Here is a 3,246-nt window from a genome sequence, read left to right on the forward strand (position 1 = left end):
CCGGGCTGGCGCACGAAGTCCATAGCAGCCCGGGGCAGGGCCCGGACATGATCGAGCGCGTCACCACCTTCATGAACCGGCGGCGCTGATCCCCGCGCCACCGCCGCGGATGGCGACGCCGTGGTCAGCACCGGTCGGCGCGTCGTTCCGGACGATCGGGAAGGACGCCCGTGCCGCGCCGCTCCCTCGGCCGGACAGGCATGACGATTACGACGGTCGTTCCACGACCGGAGCCGGCGCGGCGGCCGGGCCGAACAAGGCGAGGTCGCCGTAGCGGTAGCGCAGCTTCACCGAACGCTCGCAGATCAGCCAGTGGTTCCCGCGGCGCACCAGCCGCATCAGATAGCGGCCGCCCGCCGCCGCGCTCTTGGCGCCGTTTGCGTCTTCGCGGACGGACAAGGCGTACATGTCCGCATCGCAGGTCGCCGTGTCGCCATCGATATCGATCAGGTGGTTGAAGATCATGTGGTGACCGGCGCGTTTGCTGCCGTCGTCAGCCTGACGCAATCGCTCGAAGGTCATCCGCGTGAATTCGTCGGCGGAAATCTCCTTCGGCTCCCAGTCGCCGAACATGACCGTCGCGGTCAGCAGGACCGTGTTGGCGAAGCACGCGCGGAACGCCGTGGGGTCGAGATCGTCCTGCGCACGCGCCACGCGCGCCAGGGTGCGCATGATCGCGAGTTCGTCGCTCGCACGCAGCGCCAGCGCCTCGATGCTTTCCGCGGCCATCGCCGAGCCTCCCCGCCGGTCGCGCGGCCGCCCCGGCGACGCGTCATTCCCGCATCTCGGATTAGGCGAGGCGGGCAGGTGCCGCCACGCGAAATGCGGGACGATCGTTCCATGCAGTCCGGCTTCCGACGTCGCAAAACGAGCGTCCACGAAATCGGTTTGGCAGCATGGCCGGCGAAGCCATAGAACCCCGCCGATCAAGCGCTTCGAAAAACGAAAGCAAACAGGCGAGGCATGACGCAGGCGGCAGGCGAAATCGTCACGACCCGGAACGGCGCGGTGCGGGGCGAACGCCTGGCGAACGACGTGACGTGCTTCCGCGGCCTTCCGTTCGCCGCGCCCCCGGTGGGACCGCTGCGCTGGCAGGCGCCCCAGCCGCCCGCATTGTGGCAAGGGGTGCGAGACTGCACGCAATTCGGTCCGGTGCCCGTGCAGCAGCGCTTCACCGGCGAATCCTTGTTCCCGACGCGCGAGGAGCCGCAAAGCGAGGATTGCCTGCATCTCAACGTCTGGACGCCGGCGGCGGACGAGGGCGCGGGCTGGCCGGTCATCGTGTGGTTCTATCTCGGCGCGTTCCAGCTCGGCTCGGGCTCGGCGCCCTTCTACCACGGCCAGAGCTGGGCCAAGGCGGGCGCGGTGTTCGTGACGCTCAATTTCCGGCTCGGCAAGCTCGGCTTCCTGGCACATGCGGCGCTTCGCGACGAGGACCCGGACGGCGTCTGCGGGAATTACGGATTCCTCGACCAGATCGCCGCGCTCGAATGGGTGCGCGACAATATCGCTGCGTTCGGCGGCGACCCCGACTGCGTGACGATCTTCGGCTCTTCCTCTGGCGCGTCGAGCGTCAGCCTGCTGATGGCCTCGTCGCGCGCCGCCGGCCTCTTCCATCGCGCGATCGCGGAGAGCGGGGGAAGCTTCGGCCCCGTCGCCGAGACGACCGGTGTCGGCGATCGCTGGCAGACGCTCGACGCGGCGATGCGGTCGGGGACGGCGTGGGCGGAGGGGGTCGGCGCATCCCGGCTGGAAGAGCTGCGCGCGCTCGCCGGCCATGTGGTGATGGCGCCCAGTGCGGCGAGTCGGAAGGCCGGGCAGGGCGCGTTCGACGCGGCGCGGCCGATCGTCGACGGCAGGACGATCGCCGCCGGGTCCTATGCGGTGTTCGCGGCGCAGCGGCAGGCGAAGGTGCCGTTGCTGGTCGGTTCGGCGGCGAACGAGGATCTGGCGACCGTCAATCTCGCGCCGGACCTGGCCACCTATCTCGCGCAGGCCCGGCAGGAACACGGCGCGGCGGTGGACGCGTTCCTCGAACTCTATCCGGCCCAGGACGATGTCCAGGCGGTCGTTTCCGGATTGAAGGCCAATGCGCACCGGCTGTTCACCTGGCAGAACTGGACGTGGGCACGGCTGCACGCCCGGTCGGGCGCGGACGTCTATTATTACCGCTTCGAGCAGGTCCCGCCGGTTCCGCCGGGCCGGTATCCGCAGCAGCAGCTGCCACGGCCGCTGGGGGCCTTTCACGGCGCGTCGCTCTTCTACAGTTTCGACCGCTTCGCGCTCCGGGAGGAATGGGCCTGGACCGCCGAGGATCGCCACCTGTCCGAGACGATGATCGCGGCGTGGGTCCAGTTCGCGCGCACCGGCCGGCCCGCGGCCGACGGCCTGCCGGAATGGCCGCGCTTCGATCCCGCGCGACCGCGCGTGATGGCGATGCGTCAGGATGCGGCGATGGCGGACATCCCCGACCTCGATCGCATGCGCTTCTGGGATGGCTATTACGGCGTGAGCGGAGCGTGACGATGGCGAGCAAATCCAGCCTGTCGCCCATCGGGTTCGTCGGCATCGGGGCGATGGGTTCCGTGATGGCCGGCCATATCCTGGCCTCGGGACGCGACGTGCTCGGCTGGGACCAGCGCCCCGAAGCGGTCGAATCGCTCGTCCAAGCAGGCGGGCGTGCGGCGGGGTCGCTCGACGAGGTATGCGCGGCGCCGGTGGTCATCAGCATGGTCACGGGGGATGCCGGCACGCGCGCGCTCGCCTTCGGATCCGGCGCGATGATCGTGAAGCTGCGGCCGGGCGCAATCCACATCGCCATGTCGACGATCACGCCGGCGATGTCGCGCGAGCTGTCCGTCGCGCATGCGGCGCATGGCCAGCGCTATCTCGCAGCGTCGGTGTTCGGGCGCCCCGAGGCGGCGACAGCCGCGCAGCTCCTGGTCAACGCATCGGGCGAGCAGGACGTCTACGAGGCGGTAAGGCCGATCCTAGCGCTGCTCGGCAAGCCGCGCTGGGTCGGCCCGGAGCCCGAACAGGCCATGCTCGTCAAGCTGATCGGCAACAGCATGATCTATGCCGCGGTGGAGAGCATGCGCGAGATGTTCACCTTCCTGCACGCGGGCGGAATCAGCGAAGCCGTCGCCCGCGACATCCTGGTCGACAGCCTCCTGCCCGGACCGATCTATGCCGGCTACGCGCGCGACTATGTGGCCGACCCGAGTTCGATCCACGGCATCCCGATCG

The 3,246-nt window shown here is 69.5% G+C and carries 3 protein-coding genes; 2 read left to right on the forward strand and 1 reads right to left on the reverse strand.

The features are described 5' to 3' along the window. Positions 1 to 207: 207 nt before the first annotated feature. The gene (locus ACFE64_RS15460) at positions 208 to 729 is read right to left on the reverse strand and encodes a nuclear transport factor 2 family protein (protein ID WP_375393344.1); all 522 of its coding nucleotides are present in this window, start codon (positions 727 to 729) and stop codon (positions 208 to 210) included. 234 nt (positions 730 to 963) lie between these two features. Between ACFE64_RS15460 and ACFE64_RS15465 the strand changes: the two genes are divergently transcribed. Both ACFE64_RS15465 and ACFE64_RS15470 read left to right on the forward strand, forming a co-directional pair. Beyond that, positions 964 to 2,523 carry a carboxylesterase/lipase family protein gene (locus ACFE64_RS15465; protein WP_375393345.1) on the forward strand — a complete coding sequence of 520 codons (1,560 nt, stop codon included), beginning with the start codon at positions 964 to 966 and terminating at the stop codon, positions 2,521 to 2,523. 2 nt (positions 2,524 to 2,525) lie between these two features. After that, positions 2,526 to 3,246: NAD(P)-dependent oxidoreductase (locus ACFE64_RS15470; RefSeq protein ID WP_375393346.1), on the forward strand; the 721-nt coding region annotated here is incomplete at its 3' end.

This window comes from uncultured Sphingomonas sp. (genome assembly GCF_964250165.1).
Classification (GTDB): domain Bacteria; phylum Pseudomonadota; class Alphaproteobacteria; order Sphingomonadales; family Sphingomonadaceae; genus Sphingomonas.